Raw genomic sequence first — 25,707 nt, 5'->3', positions numbered from 1 at the left:
GAACGGGTAGTGGTCGGCTCGATCGCAACTACCGCGGCGCACCGCCGCCTGGCGACCTCGGCCAACTAGGACGACTACCCGTCGGTCGGTACGCCCCCGGCCTGCGGTGACGCGTGGTCGCCCACTTTCGCCAAAGTGGCCGTACGACCACGTTGGCTGTTCGGTGTTCGGTAATCGCCGAACACCGAACAGGCAGCGGCACGAGCGACTGCAGGTAGTCGCCATCTCGCGGCACCTCGCGCCGGGCTCCAGCGTATGGATGGGTACTGCAACTGCTACCTGCAGCTCTTCGTGCAGTGCCGCAGTTTCCGCGAGAAGAGGAAGCGGCCAGCGGGCAGGGGTGGTCGGCACGAACGACAGGTGGTGGTCCTCGCACGGCGTCGCTGGTAGCAGGTCACGCGGAGTGGCAGCCTCAGGCCGAGGCAGCACGTGCAGTCGTCGATTCGTTCAGGCCGCACGCCCGAATGTGGTCGTACGGCAACTTTGGCGATTGTTGTCGAACGACCACATTTGATGGGCCCGCCCACGGCAATGTGGGTGGGCCAGCCGCATGCGGTGGGTAGACCCACAACGCGATGGGTCAGCCCACCAAATGGGGATCAGGCGAGGGCGCGGAAGCGGCGGAGGCGGAGGCTGTTGGTTACTACGAACACCGAGCTGAGGGCCATGGCGGCGCCGGCGAGCATCGGGTTGAGGAGACCGGCGGCGGCTAGGGGGAGGGCGGCTACGTTGTAGGCGAAGGCCCAGAAGAGGTTGCCTCGGATGGTGCGGAGGGTGCTGCGGGAGAGGCGGATGGCGTCTGCGGCGGCGCGGAGGTCGCCGCGGACGAGCGTTAGGTCGCTGGCTTCGATGGCTACGTCGGTGCCGGTGCCCATGCTGAGGCCTAGGTCGGCTTGGGCCAGGGCGGCTGCGTCGTTGACGCCGTCGCCGACCATCGCGACGACTCGGCCTTCGGCTTGGAGTTGTTTGATGGCGTCGACTTTGCCGGCGGGGAGGACTTCGGCGATGACCTCGGTGATGCCTACTTCGGCGGCGACCTTCTGCGCGACGGCTTCGTTGTCGCCAGTAAGCAGGACCGGACGGAGACCAAGCGCCTTCAGGTCCTTGATGGCCTGCACCGAGGTCGGCTTCACCGTGTCGGCGACGACCAGTACGGCGCGCGCCTGGCCGTCCCAGCCGACAGCTACCGCCGTACTGCCTTCTGCTTCGGCGTGTTCTTTCGCGTGCGCCAGCTCCGAGGGAAGGTGCTGGCTCCACTCCTCCAGCAGCTGCGTGCGGCCGACCAGCACAGCATGCCCGTCGACGATGCCCTGAACGCCTAGACCAGCGACATTCCCGAAGTCCTCGACGTCAGGCAGCTTCCCGGCCGCCAGTGCGGCGCGGGCAACGGCCTGCGCGATCGGGTGCTCGCTGGAGTGCTCCAGCGCTCCGGCCAAGCGCAGCACCTCGCCGCGGTCCTGACCAGGAGCGAGCAATACGTCGACCAGCTCCATCCGCCCGGTCGTCACGGTGCCGGTCTTGTCGAGGACGACGGTGTCGACGCGGCGGGTGGACTCGAGCACCTCGGGACCCTTGATCAGGATGCCGAGCTGCGCGCCCCGACCGGTTCCGACCAGCAACGCCGTCGGCGTGGCCAACCCAAGCGCACAAGGGCAAGCAATGATCAGTACGGCGACCGCCGCGGTGAAGGCGACCTCGACCGGCGACCCATTTCCCAGCCAGAACCCGAGCGTGGCCAGCGCCAACCCGATCACGACCGGCACGAACACCCCGGACACCCGATCAGCAAGCCTCTGTACGGCGGCCTTCCCGTTCTGCGCGTCTTCCACCAGCCGTGCCATCTGCGCCAACTGGGTATCGCCGCCAACCCGAGTCGCGCGGACCACGAGTCGCCCACCGGCATTCACGGTGGCGCCGACGACCGCATCACCTGCGCCGACCTCAACCGGCACCGACTCACCCGTCAGCATCGACGCGTCAACCGCACTGCTCCCGGTGACAACCACGCCATCGGTCGCGATCTTCTCGCCAGGCCGGACGACGAACTCGTCCCCGACCTTCAGCTGCTCGGCCGGAATCCGCGTCTCGACCCCATCGCGCAGTACAGCAACGTCTTTCGCGCCAAGCTCCAGCAGCGCGCGCAGGGCGGCCCCGGAACGACGCTTGGCACGAGCTTCGAAGTACCGGCCGGCCAGGATGAAGGTCGTCACGCCGGCCGCGACCTCGAGGTAGATCTCCTCCGCGCCGCCGCCCCGCGACGGGATCAGCGTGAACGGCATCGTCATCCCCGGCTCACCGGCCGAGCCGAGGAACAGCGCATACAGCGACCAGCCGAAGGCGCTCAGCACGCCGACCGAGATCAGCGTGTCCATCGTCGCGGCGCCGTGCCGCAGGTTCGTCCACATGGCCTTGTGGAACGGCCAGGCCGCCCACGTCACCACAGGGAACGCGAGCGTCAGCGACGCCCACTGCCAGAAGTTGAACTGCAGCGCCGGAATCATGCCGAAGGCAATCACCGGCACAGCCAGTACGGCGCTCACAAGCAGCCGCTCACGCAATGGCCGCAGCTCGTCGACCTCAACCGCATCGGCAGCCTCAAGCGACGGAAGCGTTGCGGTGTAACCGGTCTTCTCCACCGTCGCGACCAGGTCGTCCGGGGTGGTGCCCTCCGGATACGTGACCTTTGCCTTCTCGGTGGCGTAGTTGACGGTCGCGGTGACGCCGTCCATCCGGTTCAGCTTCTTCTCGACCCGCATCGCACAGGAGGCGCAGGTCATCCCACCGATGACAAGTTCTACGGACTGACTCATTTGTGCGTCTCCTCCCCGTGGCTGTGCGGTTCACTCTCGTCCGGCAACTCCGTCGGCGGGACGATCGCCGTGCCGGAATCGCCAACCTGCACAGTGAATTCGGCCGTGTGGACCGTGCCCGCGTGCTGGAAGTCGAGGAACAGCCGGTACGTCCCGGCGGTCGGGAACGTGGTCCCGAACTTGATCTCCGGACCACCCTGCATCCCGGCATCGGCATGCTGCGCCGGATGGTTGTGCAGATAAGCGAGATCACCGCTCCGCAACGAGACCAGGTGTCCGAACGCCCCGAGATACGGCTGCAGGTCGGTGACCGGCTTCCCGCCGCTGCTGACCTTGAACGTCAGCTCGGATTCCTTCCCCGCAACGGGAGTCCCTGCCAGCGTCACGTCGTACGCGTGCACGCTGTAACTGCTGGCCGGCTCGTTCAGCGGGACTGGGATATACAGCCCCGACACATTCACATCGACCCCGAGCGTCAGCGTGCGATCAAGCCCGGACGGCTGGAAATCGGCGTACAGGCGCCATGTCCCACCGGCGGTGAAGCTGAACGGAATCGACCACGTCCCGGCCGCATCCCGAGTCGGGTGCACATGGTGGAACCCGGACAGATCCCGCCGTACGACGATCAGGTGCAGCTCCTTCTCGTGGGTCGGGGTGTACCCGCTGACAGGCTTCCCGTCCGGACCCTTGATCTGGAATCGCAAGACTGTCTTAGAACCCGCGGTGAAGAACGTCGTCTCCGGCGCGAGCGTGTAACCGGCGTCGGACACCGCAAGCCCAGGCAGTTGCCCACCGGACTCGCTGTGTCCGCCCCCGTGGGCTCCACCCATGTCAGCCATGGCTTCAGGCTTGGGCGGATCGGCCGCCGCGATCGGGTCGACGGCGGAGCCGATGCCGAACGCCGCCGCGAAGGCGAGCGCGAGCGCACCGGCGAACACGCCGAGCCGGAGCGCGACGGCCCGGGTCACGACGCGGCCAGTTCGTAGCCTGCCTCGTCGACAGCCTCGCGTACGGCGGTCTCGTCGAGCGCGTCGGCGCTGGTCACGTGCACGGCCGACGTGCCACCGGCGTTCAGGTCGATGGTCACCTCGGTGACGCCGTCCAGCTTGGTGAGCTCCTCGGTGACGGCGGACGTGCAGTGCCCGCAGGTCATGCCGTTGACGGAGTAGGTCGCGGTGGTCATATCAAGCTCCTCGCAATTCAGATGTGTTAGCTACGAACCAGGCGGGCGATCGCGTCGGAGGCCTCGCGGACCTTCTCCTCGGCCTCCGCGCCACCCTTCTGCGCGGCCGCTACCACGCAGTGGGACAGGTGCTCGTCGAGCAGTTCGAGCGAGAACGACTGCAGTGCCTTGGTGGCCGCCGACACCTGGGTCAGGATGTCGATGCAGTACTTGTCCTCCTCGACCATCCGCTGCAGACCGCGGATCTGGCCCTCGATCCGGCGCAGCCGCTTCAAGTGGCTGGACTTCTCGGAGGCGTATCCGTGCACGTGCCCATCGGTGGGCTCAGTAGTCATCAGGCGGTCCTTTCGCAGCGGCTACCCCTATGGGGTATGTCGACAGGCAAAAAAGTACCCCCTCCAGGTATCCAAAGCAAGTCGCCGTGAATACCGAGAGGGGGTATGTGATCAGAGTCCCAGTTCGGTCAGCCCAGGGTGATCGTCCGGCCGCGGTCCGGGAGCGTCCCAAAGGAACAGCCGCTCGGACTCGTCGATGCGCTGGTCGTTGATGCTCGCCCGCCGGACCCGCATCAGCCCGTTCTCGTCGAACTCCCAGTTCTCGTTGCCGTGCGAGCGGTACCACTGCCCGTCCGCATCCCGGCTCTCATAAACGAACCGGACGGCGATCCGGTCGCCGGTGAACGCCCACAGCTCCTTGATCAGCCGGTAGTCGAGTTCGCACTCCCACTTCCGGGTGAGGAAGGCAACAACCTCTTCGCGGCCGGTGATGAAGGAATCCCGGTTCCGCCAGTACGTGTCCGGCGTGTAGGCGAGTGAGACCGCCTCAGGATTCTGGTTGTTCCACGCGTTTTCCGCGGCACGAACCTTCTGTACGGCGGTCTCCGCGGTGAACGGCGGCAACGGGGGTCGGGTGCGCACGACAGGCTCCTCGGATCGTCGACTGTATCCATTCAATATTGGATCATAGTGGTGACGCTCCTCTCTGCAAGGATGTCGGTCCCCTCATCGCGGGGGACAACGTGAGAGGGGTGGCATGCCTGACCTGGCGATCAGTACGCGCGGTCTGCGCAAGACGTACCGGACTCGGCGTGGCCGGACCGTCGTGGCGGTCCAAGGGCTCGACCTGGATGTTCCGGTCGGGGGTGTGCACGGCTTCCTCGGTCCCAACGGCTCCGGGAAGACCACGTCGATCCGGATGCTGCTCGGCCTGATCCGGGCCGACGCCGGCACCATGACAGTGTTCGACCGGCCGGTTCCGGCCCGGCTGCCTGAGATCGTGGGGCGCGTCGGCGCGATCGTCGAGTCGCCGAAGTTCTTCCCGGCCTTCACCGGCCGCAAGAATCTCGAACTGCTCGCCGCCGCGATCGGGGTGCCCAAGCAGCGCGTCACCGAGGTGCTCGAGCAGACCTCGCTGGGTGAGCGTGGCAAGGACCGCTTCAAGGGCTACTCGCTCGGCATGAAGCAGCGGCTCGCCATCGCCGCCACCCTGCTCAAGGACCCGGACCTGCTGATCTTCGACGAGCCGACCAACGGCCTCGACCCGGCCGGTATCCGGGAGATCCGCGAGACCATGCGCGGGCTCGGCGACCAGGGCAAGACGGTCCTGGTCAGCAGCCACATCCTGGCTGAGGTCGAACAGGTCGCCGACACCGTCTCGATCATCGGTCACGGCCGATTGCTTGCCTCCGGCACCGTTGCCGAGGTGATCGGCGGCGGTACGACGGCCACGGTCAAGATCGGTGTCGACGACCGCGAGGCAGCCGCCCGGGTGCTGACCGCGGCCGGACTCGCAGTACGGGCCGACGGCAACTATCTGCTGGTGGACGGGATCGAGAACCCCGCCGAGCTGACCAAGCGGCTGGCCGATCAGCAGTTGTACGTGAACGAACTGGTCCCGATCCGGGCCGACCTGGAGTCGGTTTTCCTGGAGCTGACCGCAGGGGAGGGGTTGGCGTGATCCGCCTGACCGGAGTGGAACTGCGCCGGCTGACGGCGCGCCGCATCACACTGCTCGGCGTGGCAGGCGTCGTACTGATCACTGCTTTTCTGCTGTTCGTGACGTGGCGCGAGGCGGAGCCGCTGTCCGCGCTCGAGCAGCAGCAGGCCCGGACGAGCTTCGAGCAGGACCACAAGATGTGGAACGACACCCACGTCCAGAACGAGGCCGAGTGCCGCAAGACCTGGGACCCGAACGTCAACCCAGGCGCCAATATCGACCAGGTCTGTTCGTACTCCGAGCCCAAGGCCTCGGACTATGGCAAGCCGCAGGCGGTCTTCTCCCAACTGGTGCCGCAGTTGCTGCATGGGGCGTCGTACTTCCTGCTCTTCGCCGGCTTCCTGATCGGTGCCAGCTTCGTTGCGGCCGAGTTCAGCTCGGGCGCGATCGGCAACTGGCTGACCTTCGAGCCACGCCGGATGCGCGTCTACGGCAGCAAGATCGCCGCGGCCGGGCTCTGGTTCGTCCCGCTGGGGGTGGTCGTCACCGCTGTTCTGACCCTGGGCACGTATCTGATCGCTGCCCAGCTCGGCTCAACAGCAGGCACTGACTGGAGCGACGTCATCGGTACGGCGGTCCGCGTCGTCGTCACGACCGCGATGGGTGCCGTCCTCGGGGCCGTAGTCGGCCTCGTACTGCGGCATACGGCGGCCGCGATCGGTCTCGTGATGGGCTACATCGTCCTGGTGGAAGGCGTCTTCGGAGCCTTCTTGCAGAAGGTCCAACCCTGGCTGCTCGGCAAGAACTTCGACGCCTTCGTCCTGCACGACACGACCTACGACATCGAAGCGTGCACGTCCCAACCCGACGGCAGCTACACCTGCGACTACATCCAGAAGACCCTCACCTTCGAACACGGCGCCTGGTACCTGGCAATCCTCACCCTGGTGCTCGTCGTAGTAGGCGGCGTGATCTTCCAGCGCCGCGACGTCAACTAAGAACCTGTCGTGCACGGGTGGTTAACCCCGCCCGTGCACGCGGTTCGTGCCGAGGCGATGTCCCCCACCCGTCCGCCACCGGTGGACGTGGTCGGGCTTCGTGCATCGGTGGTTAACCCCACCCGTGCACGCGGTTCGTGCCGCGTGGGTCCCATGCCTGGAGTCCCGTGGGTAGGCGTCGTTGAGCTGCCGTTTGGTCGGCGGGATGTAGTTGTGGGACCGCTGCTTTGCGTGGATCTGCTGCCGCTCTGAGGCAGTAGCACTCCGCAAAGCTCAGCGGACAGGGCACGACGGGCTGCAGGGGCGGGCGCTTGTGACGGGGGCGCGGTGGCGGAGGGCTTGCAGGACCTGTACGGCGGCCGCACAGGGACGGCTCGTGATGTCGAACCAGCCGTAGCGCAGCGTGGCCTCACCTCGTAGGGTCGCGCGGTTGTCGCGATCCAGGTCTCGCCATCGCTGCCGTGGCGCCAGGTGGAGGCGGCCGTCCAGCTCGACGTTCAGACCGTCGTAGTGGACGTCGGTGTACTCGTGGTCCACTGCCCGCTGACGCGTTCCGGTGGGAAGTCGGTGTCGCCGTTCGACGTCTCGTAGGTAGCGGAGCTCGAGGAGTGAGTGCGAGCCAGCCGCGACGTCGGCGAGGATCGGCCTTAGCTCCTGCCGATGGCGCAACCGCTGCCGAGTTTCCACTGCGGACAGCAGATCGGCAGCGGTGACCCGGCCGCTCTGACAAGCCTCTGCGATGACGGCGGCCGCCTCGTCGAGCGTTCGGGACCTGCCGACCACGTCGAGTACGGCGTGTGCCGCCGTACGGCGAGGTGGTATGGCTCGGGAGAGTCGATGGGCCCAGTGTCTGTCGCGGTGGATCACCAGCCCGGGGCGCGGCGCGATCTGTCGGTGCTCCGGAATTGTCACGTACACAGGACGGCGGCCGTCCGGCTTGATCAGCCCGAGCTGTTCGGCGGCCGTATAGTGACTCCACGCAGCTTCGGGACCGGCGTAGAGCAAGGCCGCAAGGAGCAGTTCGTCGTACCCGAGTGGGCCCGTGTGCGTGGCGTAGACCGCCGGATGCACAACCTGCCAGCGCCGCGCGCGTAACGGCTGCCGGATCTTCGCCTCGGACCAGCCTGCTGCGAACAGCTGCGCCCGCGACACGATCCGGCCCTGGTCATGGATCAGCACCTCCAGCCCTTCGGCGTCGAGTTGCTCCTTCCACCACCAATCCACCTGTCCAGCGTGACCGATCTCGGCCGGCTGCGTCAGACGCCCTGTGGATAACCGCCGGACGCCAATAAAATGGACCCCGGAGCGAAAGCTCCGGGGTCCAAATTTGTAGATCAGGCAGTCAGACGCTCTTCGGTCGAGGTGGAGAAGAGGTGCAGCTTGTCGGTCTGGGCCTCGAGGTGGATCAGCGAGCCCTTTTCGACGTTCATGCGGGCGCCGATCTTGGCGACGATCTGCTGGTGGTTGCCGTCGTGCTCGGCGGTGCCGTACAGGAACGCGTCGGCGCCGAGCTCCTCGATGACGGCGACCTTCACCGGCAGGCCGGTGTCGGAGACCTTGAAGGCCTCCGGACGGACGCCGATCGACACGGTCTTGTCGTTACCGGCCTTGGCCAGGATGTCGCGCGCGACCGGGATCGTGTAGTCGCCCAGCTTGACGCCACCCTCGACGAGGTCACCCTTGAGCAGGTTCATCGCGGGGGAGCCGATGAAGCCGGCCACGAAGAGGTTCTTCGGGTTGTCGTACAGGTTCAGCGGGGTGTCGACCTGCTGGAGCAGACCGTCCTTGAGGACCGCAACGCGGTCACCCATCGTCATGGCCTCGACCTGGTCGTGCGTGACGTACACGGTCGTGACCCCGAGGCGCTGCTGCAGCTCGGCGATCTGGGTGCGGGTCTGGACGCGGAGCTTGGCGTCGAGGTTCGACAGCGGCTCGTCCATCAGGAAGACCTGCGGGTTACGCACGATGGCGCGGCCCATCGCAACACGCTGACGCTGACCACCGGAGAGCGCCTTCGGCTTGCGGTCCAGGTACTCCTCCAGGCCGAGCAGCTTGGCGGCCTCCAGGACGCGCTTGGCGCGGTCCTCCTTGGAGACACCCTGCATCTTCAGCGCGAAGCCCATGTTGTCCGCGACGGACATGTGCGGGTACAGCGCGTAGTTCTGGAACACCATCGCGATGTCGCGCTCTTTCGGCGGACGGTGCGTGACGTCACGGTCGCCGATGTAGATGGAGCCTTCGTTGACCTCTTCGAGGCCGGCCAGCATCCGCAGGGAGGTGGACTTGCCACATCCGGACGGGCCGACGAGGACCATGAACTCGCCGTCCTCGATCTCGAGGTTCAGCTTGTCGACGGCGGGCTTGTCGCCACCGGGGTAGACCCGGCTGGCAGCCTTGAAAGACACAGTAGCCATGACTGTATTTCCCTTCACCGGCAGGAACGTGCCGGACGATCCGAGTAAAGGCCCCCGGGCGGGGGTGCGCTCATCTTCGCCCGCCCAGCTCCTCCTGACAAGGTTTGCCGGCTGTGACGTGCCCATACCGTTCACCTACTGGACATCTCAGCCTGCAATTTCTTGCAGCTTCTTGCTGCAATGTCAGGGAGGGGTCGGTAGGGTGCCCGCGTGAGTACGAGAGCAAGGCTGGCGGATATTGCCGCCAAGGCGGGGGTCAGTGAGGCGACGGTCTCGCGAGTGCTGAACGGCAAGCCGGGGGTCGCGGAGGACACAAAACAGTCGGTACTCATGGCCCTCGACGTACTGGGCTTCGAGCGGCCGACGCGGTTGCGGCGCCGTTCGGCCGGGTTGATCGGGCTGGTGATGCCGGAGTTGATCAACCCGATCTTCCCGGCGTTCGCCCAGGTGATCGAGTCCGCGCTGTCGCAACGGGGATTCACCCCGGTGCTGTGTACGCAGTCTCCTTCCGGTGCCACGGAGGAGGAGTACGTCGAGATGCTGCTCGAGCGCGGTGTCTCCGGAATCATCTTCGTGTCCGGCCTCCACGCGGATACCGGCGCCGATCACGAGCGCTACCAGTCCCTGGTCGAGCGGCGTCTGCCTGTGGTGTTCGTGAACGGCTGGCTGCCCGAGGTCCAGGCGCCGTTCGTCTCTTCGGACGACAACGCCGCGATGGAGCTCGCCGTCTCGCATTTGGTTGCCCTAGGCCACCGTCGGATCGGCTTCGCCTCCGGTCCGGAGCGCTTCATCGTCGTCCAGCGCAAACTCGCCGGCTACCGCACCTCGATGAAGGCCCAGCTCGGCGTCACCGACGGCGACCTGGATCCGTTCATCTCACTCAGTATGTTCGGCGTCGAAGGCGGTCAGGCTGCCGCGCAACCGCTTCTCGACGCAGGCGTCAGCGCCATCGTCTGCGGTTCCGACATGATGGCTCTCGGCGTCATTCGCGCCGCTCGCCAACGCGGTCTCAACGTTCCGGCCGACCTCTCGGTGGTCGGCTACGACGACGCCCCGATGATGGAATTCACCGACCCGCCGATGACCACCATCCGCCAGCCGGTCCAGTCGATGGCATTGGCCGCCGTACAGTCGTTGCTCGAAGAGGTTCGCGGTCACGCGACTCCTAAAACGGAGTTTCTCTTCCGCCCGGAGCTGGTAGTCCGCAACACCACTGGCCCAGCGCGCTAGTAGCCGTCGCAGGACGTGGCTTTGAAGTCGTCCAAGGACTGCACCCGATTACCCGGCGAACCATCCTCCGGGCTGACCAGGACCTGGCCGGGCTTCAGCTTGGTCAGGTCGCTGTTCTTGAACTGGGGACCGAAGGCGATCCACGCGCTGTCCTCGGATGCGGCGGTGATGGAGAAGGTCCGGGCCGCGTTGCGCGGCTTGAGCGGGGTGACGACCTTCCAGCCGTTCCCGCCCTGGGCGAGGTCGAACTGCGTGAAGCCCTTGCGGACCTTGGAGCCGGACTCCCACTCGCCCAGTCGTTCGGGCTCTTCGTCGGGATCCTCCGGTACGCCGCGATTCTGCAGGTTGAGCACGACGTTCTCGAGGTGTCCCTCGCAGATCTGCAGGACCGCCGAGGTGTTGCCGTTGCCGTCGGTCATCAGCCCGAGAGTGCCACTGGTGCCGGGCCCGCAGCCCACCAGGACGAAAGAGCTGCTCACCGCGAGAAAGATCCCCACCCATCTGCGCATGCGCTCAGCGTAGGCGCAGATGGGGTGACGGAGCTCCGGCTCGGATCCGTCCCCTGCCGGGCGGATCCGAGCCGGAGAGACCGGAGTAGGTCAGCGTGCGATGTGGAAGGCGGTTGTGTCGGCCTTGCCGTTTGCCCAGAGGCCGTTGACGCTGGCGCGCTCGGTGGCGTCCGGGTTGGGGTTGGTGCAGGACGGGCCGGGGCCACCACCGGACATCAGCTCCGAGCACGGGCCGGAGTAGTGGTCCGGCAGACCGAGTACGTGGCCGGTCTCGTGCGCAGTGATGCGGGTGGAGTCGTACTCCTGGGCCTGGGCGTAGTCGAGGAAGACGTAACCGCTGCCGTGGCCGTCGGTGGAGGCGTACGAACCGCGGGAGTCGTTGCCCTCGGTGTAGTAGAAGTCGTAGCTGCTGCCTTCGACGAGCTGGACGTTGCTGACCGACGAGTTCCAGATCTGCGTGCTCGAGGCGATCTGGCTCGCGAAGGTCGGGGCGTCGACGGCGTAGGTGACGGTGACGGCCTCGAGCTTCTGGCCGGCCGCCTTGGCCTTGGCCTGCTTGGAGCGGGCGGACTTCATGACCGCGTCGTAGAAGGCCTTGGTGGCGGCCTCGTCCTGCGGCGAACCGATGTAGGAAGCGCGGGTCGCCTCGGTCGAGACGTTCGCCGGTGCTGCTGCCGGAGCAGCGGCGAAGGCGGGTACGGCGAGTGCGGCGGCGGCGAGCCCCGCAAGGCTGGACAGGATGCGGCGATGCGACATGGGAGGGCCTCACTCCGGATCGGTGGCGGAAAGCGATCAGCGAACTACTGATCGCTACAGCCGAGACCTTGCCCCCGTCACTCATTTTCCGCACCTGTTCGGGAAAGAGTCGGGGGTTAACCCTCGAACCCGAATCGCGGCTCTATGGCAGGCATAACTCCGGACATATGACCGGTACGGCGGGTTATTCGCCCGGGATGCCCACATTGAGGATGCGGGCGCCGGGGCCGCGTTCCGCGAGGCGGTCGGACTTGTTGTAGAGGTTGCAGCGCTGCAGGCTGAGGCAGCCGCAGCCGATGCAGCCGTCGAGGTCGTCGCGGAGGCGTTCGAGCTCGGTGATGCGCTCATCGAGGCGGGTTCGCCAGCCTTTGGAGAGGCGGCTCCAGTCGGAGCGGGTCGGGGTGCGGTCCTCCGGGAGGGAGCCGAGGGCCTCGCGGATCTCGGCCAACGCCAAGCCGACGCGTTGCGCCGCCTGGACGAACGCGATGCGCCGGAGCGTGCTGCGCTGGTACTGCCGCTGGTTGCCTGCCGTTCGCCGGGAATCGATCAGGCCTTGATCCTCGTAGAATCGCAAGGCCGATGCGGCCACCCCGGATCGATGGGCAATCTCCCCGATGGACAGCCAGTGGTCCTTGCTCGGGACGTTCTCCTCCGCCATACGACCAACCCTAGAACCGCACTCCAAGAACTCAAGCTCACTTGAACTGCGGTGAACCGTCAGAACTGACACGACCAGTTGGGCTACTGGTCTGGTGATCGGCATCATGGTCAAAGCCCAGGGTGAATTCCTGTACACTTGTCAGGTGTCGGTGCGCGAGTCGCGTCACCAGAGTACTTTCCAGGCGCTCCGACCCGTCGGTTTCAGCACCCGCTGAAATTCCGGCGCCGAGGGTGCAACGCGATAGCACCCGCAGGTCGATGCCTATCTCCTGCCTGTTCCTCAGACCGGTCAGCTTCCAAGCTGCCCGGCCTCTGCGTGCGGGCCACTCGGGGTGTCGTCCGCGATTTTCGAGAGAGAGATTGTGACTCAGCACCACCCTGACGATGCTGCAGCTAAGAAGCCGCGGCACAAGAAGTTCCAGAACCAGTCCTTCGGTGAGCGGATGGGTGACACCCCGTCGACCGCGCCGGCAGCACCTGACGACCGCCCTGAGCGTCGTGGCGGACCTTCCCAGTACTCCGACCGTGGTCAGCGCGATGGCGCCGGCCGTGGCGACACCCGTCCCCCGGCCAAGGGCTACCGCTCCGACCGGAGCACCGCCCCGCGCCGCGACGACCGCAGCGCGGCTCCCCGCCGCGACGACCGCCCGTCGTACCCGCGTCGGGACGACAAGCCTGCCTACCAGCAGCGCGACGAGCGTCCGGCGTACCAGTCGCGTGACGACAAGCCGGCGTACCAGAAGCGTGACGACCGCCCGCAGTACGCACGGAACGACAAGCCGGCCTTCCAGTCGCGCGATGACCGTCCGTCGTACCCGCGGCGCGATGACAAGCCTGCCTACCAGCAGCGCGACGACCGTTCGTCGTACCAGCGTCGGGACGACAAGCCGTCGTACCAGTCGCGGGACGAGCGTCCGGCGTACCAGAAGCGTGACGACCGTCCGTCGTACCCGCGTCGGGACGACAAGCCTGCCTACCAGCAGCGCGACGACCGTTCGTCGTACCAGCGTCGGGACGACAAGCCGTCGTACCAGTCGCGCGACGAGCGTCCGTCGTACCAGAAGCGTGACGACCGGCCGTCCTCCCCGCAGCGCGATGACCGCGCCCGCGGCGGCGACCGCCCGCAGTACCAGCAGCGCGACGATCGTTCGTCGTACCAGCGTCGGGACGACAAGCCGTCGTACCAGCAGCGTGACGAGCGCCCCTCGTTCTTCAACCGCGGTGAGGACAAGCCCTACGTGAATCGTGAACGGCCGAACTATGAGGACACCCGTCGCAAGGACACCGCACCGGAGCAGGCGGTGACCGTTGCCGAGGACAACCAGTTCGCGGCTCTGGGTCTTGACCCGAAGCTCGTGCAGCGGCTCGCCCGCGACGGCATCTCCGCGCCGTTCCCGATCCAGTCGGCGACCATCCCGGACGCCCTGGCCGGCAAGGACGTTCTCGGCCGTGGCCAGACCGGCTCCGGCAAGACCCTCAGCTTCGGCCTGCCGACGCTGATGCGCCTGTCCGGTGGCCACACCGAGTCGCGCCGCCCGCGCGGGATGATCCTGGTCCCGACCCGCGAGCTCGCGATGCAGGTGCACGACGCGCTCGAGCCGCTCGCCCACGTGATGGGTGTTTCGCTCAAGCTCATCGCGGGTGGCCTGCCCTACCCGAAGCAGATCGAGTCGCTGCGCCGCGGCGTCGACCTGCTGATCGCCACCCCCGGCCGGCTGATCGACCTGTGTGAGCAGGGCGCTGCCGACCTCGGTGCGGTTGAGGTCGCGATCCTCGACGAGGCCGACCACATGTGCGACATGGGCTTCATGCCCGCCGTCACCACGTTGCTGGACATGACGCCGAAGGAAGGCCAGCGCCTCCTGTTCTCGGCGACGCTGGACAACGACGTCGACAAGATCGTCAAGACCTACCTGAAGGACCCGGTCACGCACTCGACCGAGTCCGGCCAGGCCACGGTCTCCGGCATGGAGCACCACCTGCTCGTCATCGAGCCGGGTCACAAGCAGTCGCTGACGGCCGAGCTGGCCAGCCGCGACGGCCGCACCATCGTCTTCGTCCGCACCAAGCTGGGCGCCGACCGCGTCGCCACCCAGCTGCGCGACCGGGGCGTCATGGCCGCGGCGCTGCACGGTGGCCTGACCCAGGGCGCGCGTAACCGCACCCTGGACCAGTTCAAGGACGGCTCGGTTCCGGTGCTCGTCGCCACGGATGTCGCCGCGCGCGGTATCCACGTCGACGACGTCGGCCTGGTCGTTCAGGCTGACCCGCCCGCCGAGCACAAGGACTACCTGCACCGCGCAGGCCGTACGGCGCGTGCGGGTGGCAAGGGTGCAGTCGTCACCCTGCTCCTGCCGCACCAGCGTCGGGGCATGATCCGGATGGCCGAGACCGCCGGTGTCGAGGCCGAGCCGGTGCGCGCCCGTCCGGGCGACGAGCTGGTCACCGTGCTGACCGGCGGCAAAGTGCCGTCCGGCCACCCGGTCCGGCTCCCGGCCCCGAAGCCGCAGCGCGGCAGCGGTGGCGGTGGCGGTCGTCGCTTCGGCGGCGGCGGCAACAGCGGCCCGCGTCGGAGCAACAGTGGCCCGCGTCGGGACAGCAACGGCCCGCGTCGCGAGAGCAGCAGCGGTCCGCGCAAGTCGTCGTACCAGCACTGAGATAGCTGAAAGGGCCCCGACCTCCTGCACAAGGAGGTCGGGGCCTTGCTATGTCAGCAGGGACCAGAGTCTGGCCAGGATGGTGGCGGTCTCGTCCTTGGTCAGCGGTACGAGCTCAAGCATCAACTGGTCATCGGTCAGCCGATCCGTCATCACATAGATCGACGGAGACCCGGCCTCGAGCTGCGTCGCGACATCGTGCGCGTTCGGCACCGTGAGCAGCACCCGCGAAATCTGCAACCCGGTCGGATCCGGTACGACGTCCGCCGTGACACCGGGGATCCGCGCCGCAGCCTCGGCGAACGCGCTCACCTTCGCGAGCTCATCGGCTTCCCACTTCATCCGGTCGCGGGCCTGCCACTCCTCAAGGGCGGCGATGACCCCGATGATGGCTTCCTTGGTCGGCTTCATCACCCGGCCGATGCCCTTCTCCTGGGCCCGAACCGCCTGCACCAGCGGCCAGCTCCCGGCGATCAGCCCGGCCGTGGGTGACGCGAGATACTTCTGCCCGCTCACCAGCACCAGATCGGCGCCGGTGGCAATCAAGTCGGCCACTCGCGGGAACTGCGCGGCGCCGTCGATGATCGCCGGTACGCCGCGCCGGTGAGCGGCGCGCACCGCGGCCACCAGGTCGATCGGCGTACAGGTGGTGAGCCGTGACGATACGAGGACGAGGCAACAGATGTCAGGGCCGTCGAGCTCGGCCTCCAGATCGTCAAGGGTGCAACGGTTTTCGTCGCCGGCGAGATCGACTTGGGCGCCGGCCAGCCGGATGCCCTGCAGGTTCGAGTGTCCGTAGTCGACCACATGGCACGCTGGAAGAACGACTCGATTGTGCATATCCGTTGTGTCCGGCAACGATGCGATCCGGCGCGGATCGGGACCGGTCATGGTGGCCGCGACGGCCAGCGTGAGGGAGGCCGCGGTGCAGTGCGCGACGGCCCCCGCCTGGGCGCCGGTCACCTGGGCGATCATCTCGCTCGCCCGGTCGCCGAGCTCAGCCATCACGAAGAACTCGGGTAGTGCCTGTGCGACGGCCTCCGCCACCCCGTCGGAGCTCCGAGACACCCCCAGCGGGGTGTACGTGCCCCTGGCGTTGATCACCGCACTCAACCGATAACGGTCATGAATGCTCATGGTGCAGGACAGAGTAGTGGTGACTGTCCGTATTTGAACAGTGCTGACCCCGGATCAATAATCGAGCCCTTGACCCCGAAGCTACTAGTGAGTCATTCTCAGTTTCTCCGACCAAGGGAGGACTCCGTGCCCCGCCCCCGAACCCTTCGTACGGCGATCGCCTCAGCTGCCGTGATCGCCGTACTCGCCGCGTTGCCCGTGCCGGCGACCCAGGCGAGCCCGCAGGCCAAACCGCAAGCGGCGCCCGCTGCCGCACCGGTGGACTACTGCGCCAACCAGTGCCGCGACATCTTGCCACCCGGCCAGAACGGCAACGCGACCTTCACGGATCTCCTTGGTTTCAAGGCGTTAGGGATCCGGCCGCCGCATTTCAGCGACACCGTGAAGCCCTATCAGGACCTGGTCTGGAACTCCCAGAACATCCAGGACGACGGTCTGGCGCCGTACTTCGACGACGCCTCGTTCGGTGTGAAGCCGGATGATGTCGCGAGCACGATCCAGCCGCGGTCGGACGTCACGATCGTCCGGGACAAGTCGCGCGGCATCCCGCACATCACCGGTACGACGCGCCTCGGCACCATGTTCGGTGCCGGCTTCGCCGGTGCGCAGGACCGCCTGTTCGTGATGGACGTGTTCCGGCACCTCGGTCGTGGCCAGTTGACGCCGTTCGCCGGTGGCGCTGCGGGAAACCGGGCGTTCGAGCAGGAGTTCTGGCGGACTGCGCCGTACACGGAAGCCGATCTGCAACGCCAGTTCGACGACGCCGACGAGCTGTACGGCGCCGAAGGCGTGAAGATGCAGCAGGACATCCAGGCCTGGGTCGACGGGGTCAACCACTACATCAACACGATCGGCATTGCCTACCCTGGTGAGTATGTGGCGCTCGGTCTGAACTGGCCGACGAGCCAGTGGAAGGTTACCGATGTGGTCGCCACCGCGGCCGTCGTGGCCGGCATCTTCGGCACTGGCGGCGGTGGCGAGGTCAACTCCGCCCTTGCTCTGCTGGAAGCCCAGGCCAAGTACGGCGTTGCCCAGGGCACCAAAGTCTGGGAGTCGTTCCGTTCGCAGAACGACCCAGAGGCCAGTACGACGGTCCACAACGGAGCGTCCTTCCCGTACGGAACCACCGGTCCGAACCCGGCCGGTCGCGCGATGCCGGATCGCGGCTCAGTCACGCCGGAGCCCGAGGTCATCAACCAGACCGTCAACAAGAAGGCCGCAGCGCAGAGTCCAACAAAGAGGGCAGCGCCCAAGGGATCCGAGAAGCTGAAGGGCATCTTCGACGGCGGTGTCTTCCCCGAGGGCTATGGCAAGAAGGCGATGTCGAACGCGCTGCTGGTCTCCGGCGCACACACCGAGAGCGGCAACCCGGTCGCGGTCTACGGCCCGCAGACCGGCTACTTCGCGCCGCAGCTGCTGATGCGCCAAGAACTCCAAGGTCCTGGTGTCAGCACCCGCGGTATCGCGTTCTCCGGCCTGAACTTCTACACCCTGATCGGCCGCGGCCAGGACTACTCCTGGAGCGCGACGTCCGCCGGCCAGGACATCACCGACACGTTCGCGGTTCCGCTCTGTGAGCCGAACGGCGGTACACCGACGAAGAACTCGACGTACTACGTCTTCCGTGGCGAGTGCCAGCCGATCGAGCGGCTTGAGCGGAACAACGCGTGGTATTCCAGCCTCGGTTCGTCCGAACCGGCAGGGTCCTACACATTGGTTGCCCTGCGCACCAAGTTCGGCATCGTCACGCACCGCGGCACAGTGGGCGGCAAGCCGGTGCTGTTCACCAAGAACCGGTCGACGTACGGCAACGACGCCGGCTCGGCGCTCGGGTTCATGCAATTCAACGACCCGGAGAAGATGAAGTCCGCGGCCGACTTCAAGAAGGCAGCGGAGAGCATCGGCTACACCTTCAACTGGTTCTACACCGACAAGAACTCGATCGCGTACTACAACTCCGGCGACAACCCGGTCCGCGCGGCCGGGGCCGATCCGAACCTGCCGACCTGGAGCACGTACGAGTGGAAGGGCTGGAACTCGGCCACCAATCGGGCGACGTACACGCCGCCGGCCGAGCATCCGCAGGTCGTCAACCAGGACTACCTGACCAGCTGGAACAACAAGCAGGCGCCCGGCTTCTCCGCAGCGGACAGCCAGTGGGGCTACAACGGCCTCTACCGCAACCAGCCGCTCGACGACCGGATCAAGTCCGTCATCAACAGCGGCGGGAAGTTCACCCGCGGCAAGCTCGTCGAGGCGATGGAGAGCGCGGCCACGGTCGACCTGCGCGCCGACTACGTGCTGCCGTATCTGCTCCGCGTCTTGAAGAGCGCGCCGATCACCGACCCGGCGGTGGCAGACGCGGTCGCCAAGCTGACCGCCTGGCAGCAGTCCGGCAGTCACCGTAAGACGCCGAATGCGTCGTCGAAGACCTACGACAACGCTGAAGCGATCCGCATCCTCGACGCCTGGTGGCCGATCCTGGTCCCCGCCCAGTTCAAGGACCTCGGCCCGGATCTGTACGGCGCTCTGGTCGCGAACCTGAAGATCGACGAGCGCCCGAGTGCGCAGGGATCGGCGTTCCAGAGCGGCTGGTGGGGTTTCGTCCAGCGGGACCTCCGGAAGGTCCTTGGCGACCCGGTCAAGGCGGCTCAGCCGGTCACGTACTGCGGGAGCGGAGCGCTCGCGGCCTGCCGTTCGGTGCTCACCGACTCCCTGCTCGCTGCAACGAAGGTTCCGGCAGCGACGACGTACCCGGCCTCCGCAGGTTGTGCGGCCGGTGACCAGTTCTGCGCCGACCAGATCGAGCACCAGCCGATGGGCGGCATCACGCAGGACCGGATGGCGTGGGTCAACCGGCCGACGTACCAGCAGGTGATCGAGTTCCCGGCGCACCGCGGTGACGATGTGAGCAACGTTGCCCAGGGCAAGACGGCGACGGCGAGCAGCCATGAGACGGGTGCCTACAACTCGCCGCCGGCCAACGCGGTCGACGGCAACCCGGGGACGCGGTGGGCCAGCGACTGGTCGGATCCGCAGTGGCTGTCGATCGACCTTGGTAGCACTCAGCAGGTCGGTCGCGTGGTGCTGAACTGGGAGAAGGCGTACGCGAAGGGCTATCGGGTCGAGGTGTCCACGGACGGCTCGACTTGGCGGCAAGTGTTCGCGACAACGACTGGAAACGGTGGGGAAGATGTTGTGCGGTTCCCCGCCACGCAGGCTCGCTATGTGAAGGTCACCGGCACGCAGCGAGCGACATCGTACGGATATTCGCTGTATGAAATGCAGGCATTTCGGCAGTGATGTCAGGATGAGTGCATGACGCAGAACTATCCCCCGAACCCGAACCAGCCCCTCCCGGGATATGCACAGCCGCCGCAGCAGCCTGGTTACCAGCAGGGTCCGCCCCCTGGTTACCAGCAGCCGCCGCCCGGGTATCAGCAGGGTCCGCCGCCGCAGGGCTACGGCCAGCCGGGTCCGGGACAGCCCGCACCGGGGTACGGGCAGGCGCCGGCGAACTATCCGCCGGCGCCCCAGAACGCACCCCGCGTCGTGCCGCAGGGATCGCCGTACCCGGTGCTGGTCTCGACCATGAACGACCTGCCCGGGTACGTCGCGGACACCGTCTTCGGTGAGGTCTTCGGACTGACCGTGCGGAGCCGCGACTTCGGGTCGAACTTCACCGCCAGCTTCCGCTCGCTCGGTGGCGGTGAAGTGCCGGAGTACACCCAGATGCTGGCCGAGTCGCGGCATGTCGCCGTGATGCGGATGTGCCAGATGGCGCAGCAGATGGGCGCCAACGCGATCCTCGCGATGCGGTTCGACTGCAACGAGATCGCGCAGACGATGAGCGAGGTTGCCGCCTACGGAACCGCGGTGATCGTGCGCAAGGTCGAGCCGCCGCGGCCGATCGACACCACTCCTGATGAGGAAGATGTGGATGCCAGCTGAGTTTTCGTTTCCGCCCGGATTCAAGTGGGGTGTCTCCACCTCGGCGTACCAGATCGAAGGGGCCGTCGCCGAGGGCGGTCGCGGCCCGTCGACCTGGGACACGTTCTGCGCCGAGCCCGGCAAGATCCTGAACGGCGACACCGGGGCGGTCGCCTGCGACCACTATCACCGGTACGCCGAGGATGTCGCGCTGATGCGGGAGCTCGGGATCGACACGTACCGGTTCTCGTTCTCCTGGCCGCGGATCCAGCCCGACGGGACCGGAGCCGGGAACGCGGCCGGACTGGACTTCTACGACCGGCTGATCGATACGCTGCTCGGCGCCGGGATCCAGCCGGCGCCGACGCTGTATCACTGGGACACCCCGCAGGCCCTCGAGGATGCGGGTGGCTGGCTGTCGCGGGACATCACCGAGCGGTTCGCCGATTATGCGTCGATCCTGGCCGGGCACTTCGCGGACCGGGTCCCGATGTGGATCACGATCAACGAGCCGATGGTGCTCACGCTGATGGGCTACTCGCTCGGTGCGCATGCCCCGGGCAAGGAGCTGATGTTCGATGCCTTGCCGGTCGCGCATCACCAACTGCTTGCGCACGGTCGCGCCGTACAGGCTTTGCGGGCTGGTGGTGCGGTCAACATCGGCATCGCCAGCAACCACGCGCCGACCTGGCCGGCTAGTGACAGCGCTGAGGATGTCGAGGCCGCCGGGCTGTACGACAACCTGATCAACCGGCTGTTCGCCGATCCGGTGCTGCTCGGGAAGTATCCGGCCGGATACGAGGCCGCGATGCCCGGGCCGGTCGAGGACGACCTGAAGATCATTTCGACGCCGCTCGACTGGTTCGGGATCAACCACTATGCGCCGGTGACTGTCGGCGCGGCGACGGGCCAGGCCGATACCGGCGCGACCGATGGCATCCCGCTGCCGCCGGGCCTGCCGTTCGAGCCGCGGGCGACCGAGGGCTACGAGCGGACCGACTTCGGCTGGCCGATCGTGCCCGATGCATTCGGCGAGGTCCTGCGCGACTTCAAGGCCCGGTACGGCGACCGGCTGCCCCCGATCTACATCACCGAGAACGGGTGCGCGATCAACGACGAGCCGGTCAACGGTGTGGTCGACGATCAGCGCCGAATCGCTTACCTGGATGGCTATCTGCGGTCATTGCACTCGGCAATCGAAGATGGTGTCGACGTCCGCGGATACTTCCAGTGGTCATTGCTGGACAACTTCGAGTGGGCAGCCGGGAACTCGCAGCGGTTCGGGCTCGTGCACGTCGACTTCGAAACCCTCGAGCGGACGCCCAAGGCGTCGTACCACTGGTATCGCGACGTGATCGCCAAGAAGTGAACGTCGAGCCGACGGTGCGCGTCCAGCCAGCCTGGACGGTCGCCGTCGTGCTGGCGAACGTCGGGGTGTTCGCGGCCTGGTTCGGGCCGATCCAGGTGCTGCTGGCCAAACAGTCCCAGGCGGTTGCTCCTGGCAACAAAGAATTCGTCTTCGGGTTGGTCACCGGGATCGGTGCGGCGGTGTCGGTGGTCGCGGCGCCGATCTTCGGCGCGGTCTCGGACCGGACCACCTCGCGGTTCGGCCGGCGGAAGCCCTGGACGCTCGGCGGTGCGCTCGGTGCTGCAGTGGGTCTGCTCATCCTGTCCGGCGCAGAGGGTGTGGCGCTGATGCTGGTGGGCTGGTGCGTCGTGCAGTTGTTCGGCAACGCCGTACTGGCTGCGCAGACGGCGACAGTCCCGGACCGCGTGCCGGTCGAACAGCGCGGCGTTGTCGGCGGCTGGGTCGCCGTCGCCCAGGTCCCGGGTGCGCTGGTCGGAACCGCGCTCGCGACGGTCGCAGGTGGCATCAAACTCGGGTACGTCGCTTGTGCGGTCTTCGTCGTGTTGTCCGTGGTGCCGTACGTGGTGCGCGCACATGACACCCGGCTGGCAGTCGCGCCACCGCCGTTCGTGCTGCGGGAGTTCCTGCGCGGGTTCTGGATCAGCCCGCGGCGGTATCCCGACTTCGGGTGGGCCTGGCTGACGCGGTTCCTGTTCAACGTGGGGAACTCGATCGGCCTGCTCTACCTGTTCTACTACCTGCAAGACGAGGTCGGCGTCCCCGATGCGGCCACCAGCGTCCTGATCCTGACCGCGATCTACAGCGTCTGCACGCTCGTCACCGCCATCGCCTTCGGCAGTTGGTCGGACCGCATCGGCCGCCGCAAGATCTTCGTGATCTGGTCCGGCCTGGTGATGGCAGTCGCCGCAGGCATCCTTGCCTTCTGGCCCACCTGGCCGGGCGCGATCACCGGCGCCATCGTCCTCGGCATCGGCTTCGGTGCCTACCTGTCCGTCGACTTCGCCCTGATCACCGAAGTCCTCCCGAACGCCCGCGACCGCGCCAAGGACCTCGGCGTCATCAACATCGCCAACTCCTTCCCCCAGGTCCTAGCCCCACTCATCGCCGCCCCCATCGTCAAACACCTCGGCGGCTACCCCGTCCTCTACCTGCTCTCCGCAGTAATCACCGCCCTAGCCGGCGTACTAGTCAGCAAAATCCGCTCAGTCCGCTGACGTTCTCCACCCCATTTCGTGGGTCAGCCCATCGCGTTGCGGGTGGGCTAGCCGCATGCCGTTGGCCCACCCGCACTCCCGTGGGCCAGCCCACGAAATTGCGGCCGCAGCCGGGGGCCTCAGGGGGCAATGGCGAGGGAGCGGCCGAGGGGGCTGGTGGCGGTGATGCGGAGGTTTTCGAGGCCTAGCCAGGTGGTCATCAGGCGGAGCTCGGCGAGGAGTGGTTCCGCGAGGTCCGGGGCGCCCGGCTCGGGGGTGATGGTGGGGACGAGCAGGGTGGAGGTGGCTCGGTCGGCCTTGAGGTCGACGCGGGCGACGAGCTTGTCGCCGAGGAGGAAGGGGAGGACGTAGTAGCCGTGGATGCGTTCGGTTGCTGGGGTGTAGATGCTGATCCGGTAGAAGAAGCCGAAGTACTGCTGGGTGCGGTCGCGGTTCCAGATCAGTGGGTCGAACGGCGAGAGCAGCGCGCGGGCGTTGACCGGGCGATCCACGGTCTCGTGCCAGCGGTAGCTCTGTTTGCTGACGCCTTCGACTTGGGCCGGGACGAGTTCACCGGTCTCGACGAGCTCCGCGATGATCCGGCGTGCTGTTGCCGTAGGCAACTTGTAGTGCCCGCGCGAACCGCAGATGTCGCCGGCGGTGCCGATCCCGATGCTGCGCGCGGCGATCCGGGCGAGCTCTTTCTCGGGATCGTCCGGCTCGGGAGACTCCAGTACGGCGGCCGGCAGCGCCCGCTCGGTGAGGTCGTACAACCGCTCGAAGTTCCGGCGCCCCGCGATGGTCACCACCCCGGTGGCGAACAGGTACTCGACGGCGATCTTCGCGTCCTGCCAGTTCCACATCGTGCCTGTGCCCGGATCAGGGTCCGGATCGGTGCGCTTTCGTCGTACGTCGTCCGGGCTGATCTCCCCGGCTGTCAGCGGTCCGCGCTCGGTGATCGTCGCCAGCACCTGGTCGACGAATCCCGGACGATCCTTGGCCAACCGCTGCATTCCCACGATGACTGCCCAGGGCGCGGCAAGCTCGGTAGCGCTCATCCGGTGCCGGAACAGCGGGAAGTACTCCACTGGCAGCAACGCGGCCTTATGTGCCCAGAAGTATTCGAACAATTCCCGCTTCGGCCCCCAGCTCAGCTGGTCGAGCCGCTCCCGCGAGTAATCCCCCAACCGCGAAAACAACGGCAGGTAATGCGCCCGCGTCAGCACGTTCACCGCATCAACCTGCAGCACACCAACATCCCGTACGGCGGATCGCATCCGCCGTACGTCGATCCGACCTGCCGGCCGCCCGCCCGCGAACCCCTGCGCCCCCAGCGCGATTCGTCGAGCCGCAGCGACCGGCACATCATCCCCGTGCAGCTTCATGATCCGAAGCTACCGTCCTCAACCGACAAGCGTCACCGATCGGGTCGCCTTGCTCAGCACTGCGTCGAGCTCAGCCTGGTCCTGCGCACGCCCGCCCACGGTCAGCTCCAGGTAAGCCCGGTTGCCGCCGTCGAGAGTGTCGGCGTACCGGGTGGTGACGATGCGCTGCCCCCGCGCGCCGTCGACGTAGGTGTACTTGACGTCGTAGAAGACAACCTTCGGGTTGTTCCACGTGATCTCCGACGGCATGACGCCGTTGGACAGCGACAGGATCTTGAGCCCTGGCACCTTCTTCAGCTCGGCGGTCTTGCGCGCCACCTGAGCCTTCGGGCTCACCTTCGCGTAGATGCCGTCGATCCGCAGCAGCTCGGTCGAGCCCTTGGTGAACTTCCCCTCGAACCGGTCGATCTGCGTGAACTTCCACCCCTTCGGCGCCTGGACCGCCACGTTGCAGTGGTCCGCCGAAGTCCCCCAGCACTTGTAGGCGTAACTCGGCGCCGCCGCGGAACTCGGCATCACCCCGGCCAGAACCCCGGCCACCCCGACAACCGCAGCGCTGGTCAGCACCCGAGCCAAAACGTTCTTCTTCATCGTTCTACCCTCCCTCGCGCCGGCCCTATTTGGCCTGACGCGAGCTGAGACGCACCCTTCCGAGCGAAAGTTGACCAACAGCATCAACAACCCGAAAGGGCACGTCCTCAGGCACTCACCACTTGACGGTTCCGACCTCCCGGTCAGCCGCCTTGATGACCTCAACCTTCTTGTCCCCAGCCGCCTTCTCCGGCGCCTCATCAGTAGCCAAAGCCACCAACGGCGACACCAACGCAGCCGCCACGAACAACCCAGCCACCGCCCCACTCAAGCCGGCCCGCACCACAGTCGTCTTCTTCATGTCCCACCCCAGGTTCATGTCGGTTATTCAACTACTCCCAAGCCTACCCGGGAGCCCTCTCTCCACCGCCCCACCCGAACCGCTGCAGCACGTCATCGACCTGCTCATCCGTCGCCCGCCAGGTCCATCCACGCAGCTCAACCAACTTGATCAGCCCGAGGAGCTCCACCGGATCCTCCGCCACGTAGCGCCCATCCGGCGACACCGCCTCCAGCAGATCGCCGCTCAAGCGATTGATCCGAAACCCCGCAGCCTCGAGAGCCAGAATCGCCGGCACCACGGTGTTCCCCGCCGCGGCGATCCTGCGCGTCGCAGGCTCCTCTGTCATGCCCATCGGCCAAGGCTAATCCGCCGAAGGACAGGAGATGTCGCCCGATAGGGCGACCGCACGCGGTCGGGTGAGCGATACCGCGGCAGGTGCTACACCTATGCCTCCTGTCCCTCGGACGCTCACTCCGTCCGTTGCCCGCAGGAGCGGATGCGTCGCATGGTTGAGGCGAACTTGTTGGGGCGCCGGACCGCCCCCACTCACAGTGAGAATGGTTGGCGTGGTCCCGCAGCGGTCTTCCTGACTCACCCACTCACTGACTTCGGGTCTTCAATTGGATCTGTCGGTCGACTCGCTGCGGGACCACGTCTGCACCCACCC

The 25,707-nt window shown here is 66.8% G+C and carries 23 protein-coding genes; 8 read left to right on the top strand and 15 right to left on the bottom strand.

Features of this window, described 5'->3' with window-relative positions; all coding sequences use genetic code 11:
• Positions 1 to 599 precede the first annotated feature (599 nt).
• The 5 genes from E1263_RS26710 to E1263_RS26690 form a co-directional block, all read right to left on the bottom strand.
• The gene (locus E1263_RS26710; RefSeq protein WP_132172147.1) at positions 600 to 2,810 is read right to left on the bottom strand and encodes a heavy metal translocating P-type ATPase; all 2,211 of its coding nucleotides are present in this window, start codon (positions 2,808 to 2,810) and stop codon (positions 600 to 602) included.
• A complete protein-coding gene (locus tag E1263_RS26705) occupies positions 2,807 to 3,778 on the bottom strand; it encodes a hypothetical protein (RefSeq protein WP_132172145.1) in 972 nt (323 codons plus the stop codon). The genes E1263_RS26710 and E1263_RS26705 overlap by 4 nt, the downstream gene beginning before the upstream one ends.
• Positions 3,775 to 3,993 carry a heavy-metal-associated domain-containing protein gene (locus E1263_RS26700; RefSeq protein ID WP_132172143.1) on the bottom strand — a complete coding sequence of 73 codons (219 nt, stop codon included), beginning with the start codon at positions 3,991 to 3,993 and terminating at the stop codon, positions 3,775 to 3,777. The genes E1263_RS26705 and E1263_RS26700 overlap by 4 nt, the downstream gene beginning before the upstream one ends.
• A 26-nt stretch (positions 3,994 to 4,019) precedes the next feature.
• Complete coding sequence (locus E1263_RS26695) at positions 4,020 to 4,328, bottom strand: metal-sensitive transcriptional regulator (protein ID WP_238161566.1); 309 nt, start codon at positions 4,326 to 4,328, stop codon at positions 4,020 to 4,022.
• Between the two features lie 111 nt (positions 4,329 to 4,439).
• Complete coding sequence (locus tag E1263_RS26690) at positions 4,440 to 4,910, bottom strand: nuclear transport factor 2 family protein (RefSeq protein WP_132172141.1); 471 nt, start codon at positions 4,908 to 4,910, stop codon at positions 4,440 to 4,442.
• 115 nt (positions 4,911 to 5,025) lie between these two features.
• On the opposite strand from E1263_RS26690, the gene E1263_RS26685 reads away from it, so the two are divergent.
• Complete coding sequence (locus E1263_RS26685) at positions 5,026 to 5,949, top strand: ATP-binding cassette domain-containing protein (RefSeq protein WP_132172139.1); 924 nt, start codon at positions 5,026 to 5,028, stop codon at positions 5,947 to 5,949.
• Positions 5,946 to 6,926 (top strand): ABC transporter permease subunit, encoded by a 981-nt coding sequence (locus tag E1263_RS26680; protein ID WP_132172137.1) that lies wholly within the window; start codon positions 5,946 to 5,948, stop codon positions 6,924 to 6,926. The genes E1263_RS26685 and E1263_RS26680 overlap by 4 nt, the downstream gene beginning before the upstream one ends.
• Before the next feature lie 273 nt (positions 6,927 to 7,199).
• On the opposite strand, the gene E1263_RS26675 is transcribed toward E1263_RS26680, so the two are convergent.
• Together E1263_RS26675 and E1263_RS26670 are read right to left on the bottom strand one after the other, a co-directional pair.
• The gene (locus tag E1263_RS26675; protein WP_132172135.1) at positions 7,200 to 8,150 is read right to left on the bottom strand and encodes a hypothetical protein; all 951 of its coding nucleotides are present in this window, start codon (positions 8,148 to 8,150) and stop codon (positions 7,200 to 7,202) included.
• A 110-nt stretch (positions 8,151 to 8,260) separates the two neighbouring features.
• On the bottom strand, positions 8,261 to 9,340 hold the full coding sequence (locus tag E1263_RS26670) for an ABC transporter ATP-binding protein (RefSeq protein WP_132172133.1): 1,080 nt from the start codon (positions 9,338 to 9,340) through the stop codon (positions 8,261 to 8,263).
• Between the two features lie 210 nt (positions 9,341 to 9,550).
• Here E1263_RS26670 and E1263_RS26665 point away from each other — a divergent pair, with 210 nt between their 5' ends.
• Positions 9,551 to 10,570 (top strand): LacI family DNA-binding transcriptional regulator, encoded by a 1,020-nt coding sequence (locus E1263_RS26665; protein WP_132172131.1) that lies wholly within the window; start codon positions 9,551 to 9,553, stop codon positions 10,568 to 10,570.
• Here E1263_RS26665 and E1263_RS26660 read toward each other — a convergent pair.
• The 3 genes from E1263_RS26660 to soxR form a co-directional block, all read right to left on the bottom strand.
• Positions 10,567 to 11,079, bottom strand: a complete 513-nt coding sequence (locus E1263_RS26660) for a hypothetical protein (protein WP_132172129.1) — start codon at positions 11,077 to 11,079, stop codon at positions 10,567 to 10,569. The two genes, E1263_RS26665 and E1263_RS26660, sit on opposite strands and share 4 nt — an antisense overlap.
• A gap of 90 nt (positions 11,080 to 11,169) precedes the next feature.
• On the bottom strand, positions 11,170 to 11,835 hold the full coding sequence (gene snpA, locus E1263_RS26655) for a snapalysin (protein WP_132172127.1): 666 nt from the start codon (positions 11,833 to 11,835) through the stop codon (positions 11,170 to 11,172).
• Between the two features lie 184 nt (positions 11,836 to 12,019).
• Positions 12,020 to 12,493, bottom strand: a complete 474-nt coding sequence (gene soxR / locus E1263_RS26650; RefSeq protein WP_132172125.1) for a redox-sensitive transcriptional activator SoxR — start codon at positions 12,491 to 12,493, stop codon at positions 12,020 to 12,022.
• Positions 12,494 to 12,857: 364 nt separating this feature from the next.
• On the opposite strand from soxR, the gene E1263_RS26645 reads away from it, so the two are divergent.
• Complete coding sequence (locus tag E1263_RS26645; RefSeq protein ID WP_238161565.1) at positions 12,858 to 15,152, top strand: DEAD/DEAH box helicase; 2,295 nt, start codon at positions 12,858 to 12,860, stop codon at positions 15,150 to 15,152.
• A 48-nt stretch (positions 15,153 to 15,200) separates the two neighbouring features.
• Here the strand turns inward: E1263_RS26645 and E1263_RS26640 are convergent, their stop codons facing one another.
• The gene (locus E1263_RS26640; protein WP_132172123.1) at positions 15,201 to 16,289 is read right to left on the bottom strand and encodes an aminotransferase class V-fold PLP-dependent enzyme; all 1,089 of its coding nucleotides are present in this window, start codon (positions 16,287 to 16,289) and stop codon (positions 15,201 to 15,203) included.
• A 126-nt stretch (positions 16,290 to 16,415) separates the two neighbouring features.
• On the opposite strand from E1263_RS26640, the gene E1263_RS26635 reads away from it, so the two are divergent.
• Genes E1263_RS26635 through E1263_RS26620 form a run of 4 tightly spaced genes read left to right on the top strand, consistent with a single transcriptional unit; the run spans position 16,416 to position 22,802 of the window.
• Complete coding sequence (locus E1263_RS26635; protein ID WP_238161564.1) at positions 16,416 to 19,592, top strand: penicillin acylase family protein; 3,177 nt, start codon at positions 16,416 to 16,418, stop codon at positions 19,590 to 19,592.
• 15 nt (positions 19,593 to 19,607) lie between these two features.
• Complete coding sequence (locus tag E1263_RS26630; RefSeq protein WP_132172119.1) at positions 19,608 to 20,240, top strand: YbjQ family protein; 633 nt, start codon at positions 19,608 to 19,610, stop codon at positions 20,238 to 20,240.
• Entirely contained in the window at positions 20,230 to 21,588 is a 1,359-nt protein-coding gene (locus E1263_RS26625; protein ID WP_202869064.1) for a GH1 family beta-glucosidase, read from the top strand. Before E1263_RS26630 ends, E1263_RS26625 begins: the two co-directional genes overlap by 11 nt.
• Positions 21,585 to 22,802 carry an MFS transporter gene (locus tag E1263_RS26620; RefSeq protein ID WP_132172115.1) on the top strand — a complete coding sequence of 406 codons (1,218 nt, stop codon included), beginning with the start codon at positions 21,585 to 21,587 and terminating at the stop codon, positions 22,800 to 22,802. Before E1263_RS26625 ends, E1263_RS26620 begins: the two co-directional genes overlap by 4 nt.
• Before the next feature lie 119 nt (positions 22,803 to 22,921).
• Here the strand turns inward: E1263_RS26620 and E1263_RS26615 are convergent, their stop codons facing one another.
• From E1263_RS26615 to E1263_RS26600, 4 genes are all read right to left on the bottom strand, one after another.
• Positions 22,922 to 24,166, bottom strand: a complete 1,245-nt coding sequence (locus tag E1263_RS26615; RefSeq protein WP_132172113.1) for a winged helix-turn-helix domain-containing protein — start codon at positions 24,164 to 24,166, stop codon at positions 22,922 to 22,924.
• Positions 24,167 to 24,184: 18 nt separating this feature from the next.
• Positions 24,185 to 24,757, bottom strand: a complete 573-nt coding sequence (locus E1263_RS26610) for a hypothetical protein (protein ID WP_132172111.1) — start codon at positions 24,755 to 24,757, stop codon at positions 24,185 to 24,187.
• A gap of 115 nt (positions 24,758 to 24,872) precedes the next feature.
• Positions 24,873 to 25,076, bottom strand: a complete 204-nt coding sequence (locus E1263_RS26605) for a hypothetical protein (RefSeq protein WP_165956755.1) — start codon at positions 25,074 to 25,076, stop codon at positions 24,873 to 24,875.
• Between the two features lie 25 nt (positions 25,077 to 25,101).
• Positions 25,102 to 25,392, bottom strand: a complete 291-nt coding sequence (locus E1263_RS26600; protein ID WP_202869063.1) for a hypothetical protein — start codon at positions 25,390 to 25,392, stop codon at positions 25,102 to 25,104.
• Positions 25,393 to 25,707: the final 315 nt, after the last annotated feature.

Origin of the sequence: Kribbella antibiotica (genome assembly GCF_004349055.1) — a bacterium.
Lineage (GTDB): Bacteria > Actinomycetota > Actinomycetes > Propionibacteriales > Kribbellaceae > Kribbella > Kribbella antibiotica.
Note: the sequence above shows the minus strand (reverse complement) of the source record. Positions and strands in the feature narration are given on the sequence as shown.

What these genes read in the sequence shown, in the direction of transcription:
- E1263_RS26660 (WP_132172129.1), bottom strand. Translation starts at nt 11,079, where the DNA reads ATGCGCAGATGGGTGGGGATCTTTCTCGCGGTGAGCAGCTCTTTCGTC.
- E1263_RS26710 (WP_132172147.1), bottom strand. Translation starts at nt 2,810, where the DNA reads ATGAGTCAGTCCGTAGAACTTGTCATCGGTGGGATGACCTGCGCCTCC.
- E1263_RS26670 (WP_132172133.1), bottom strand. Translation starts at nt 9,340, where the DNA reads ATGGCTACTGTGTCTTTCAAGGCTGCCAGCCGGGTCTACCCCGGTGGC.
- soxR (WP_132172125.1), bottom strand. Translation starts at nt 12,493, where the DNA reads ATGGCGGAGGAGAACGTCCCGAGCAAGGACCACTGGCTGTCCATCGGG.
- E1263_RS26625 (WP_202869064.1), top strand. Translation starts at nt 20,230, where the DNA reads ATGCCAGCTGAGTTTTCGTTTCCGCCCGGATTCAAGTGGGGTGTCTCC.
- E1263_RS26615 (WP_132172113.1), bottom strand. Translation starts at nt 24,166, where the DNA reads ATGAAGCTGCACGGGGATGATGTGCCGGTCGCTGCGGCTCGACGAATC.
- E1263_RS26605 (WP_165956755.1), bottom strand. Translation starts at nt 25,076, where the DNA reads ATGAACCTGGGGTGGGACATGAAGAAGACGACTGTGGTGCGGGCCGGC.
- E1263_RS26700 (WP_132172143.1), bottom strand. Translation starts at nt 3,993, where the DNA reads ATGACCACCGCGACCTACTCCGTCAACGGCATGACCTGCGGGCACTGC.
- snpA (WP_132172127.1), bottom strand. Translation starts at nt 11,835, where the DNA reads ATGTCGCATCGCCGCATCCTGTCCAGCCTTGCGGGGCTCGCCGCCGCC.
- E1263_RS26610 (WP_132172111.1), bottom strand. Translation starts at nt 24,757, where the DNA reads ATGAAGAAGAACGTTTTGGCTCGGGTGCTGACCAGCGCTGCGGTTGTC.
- E1263_RS26640 (WP_132172123.1), bottom strand. Translation starts at nt 16,289, where the DNA reads ATGAGCATTCATGACCGTTATCGGTTGAGTGCGGTGATCAACGCCAGG.
- E1263_RS26695 (WP_238161566.1), bottom strand. Translation starts at nt 4,328, where the DNA reads ATGACTACTGAGCCCACCGATGGGCACGTGCACGGATACGCCTCCGAG.
- E1263_RS26685 (WP_132172139.1), top strand. Translation starts at nt 5,026, where the DNA reads ATGCCTGACCTGGCGATCAGTACGCGCGGTCTGCGCAAGACGTACCGG.
- E1263_RS26600 (WP_202869063.1), bottom strand. Translation starts at nt 25,392, where the DNA reads ATGGGCATGACAGAGGAGCCTGCGACGCGCAGGATCGCCGCGGCGGGG.
- E1263_RS26630 (WP_132172119.1), top strand. Translation starts at nt 19,608, where the DNA reads ATGACGCAGAACTATCCCCCGAACCCGAACCAGCCCCTCCCGGGATAT.